Source organism: Allochromatium palmeri, assembly GCF_009720725.1.
GTDB lineage: Bacteria > Pseudomonadota > Gammaproteobacteria > Chromatiales > Chromatiaceae > Thermochromatium > Thermochromatium palmeri.
Window position 1 is genome coordinate 1 of the sequence record NZ_WNKT01000184.1, and the last position, 356, is coordinate 356.

Annotated in this window: 1 pseudogene; it reads right to left on the bottom strand. The window is 59.8% G+C overall.

The annotated features are described in order from the left end of the window. Window positions 1-221 precede the first annotated feature (221 nt). A pseudogene (locus tag GJ668_RS20010) lies at window positions 222-356 on the bottom strand (ISKra4-like element ISTvi1 family transposase); the annotation flags it as partial.

Here is a 356-nt window from a genome sequence, read left to right on the forward strand (position 1 = left end):
GAGGGCGAGCCAACGGCGACTCAGTTCATGTGGACAGCGTATCACAAAAATTACGCATCTCTGACTGGACGTGGTTTAAGTGTTGGGTTTGGGAGCGTGTCGAGCAAGATGCGTGCGCTGCCGGCACTTCGCAAGTCCGGCTGTCTCGGGGCGGCGTGGAATCAGATCCAGGCGCCATTCGTCCAAGGGTGCGACCATAACTGATGCGCGCCACGTCGTTGTCAGGCCGCTTGTTTAATCAGGTCTTGCCAATAGTCCTCCCAGTGGCCATTGACGCGGTTGAGGCGTAGCGCCAGCATGGCCTCGGCCTGCTCAAGGCGCCACCACGCCCCGGGACGCTTGAGACGTTGTTGAAC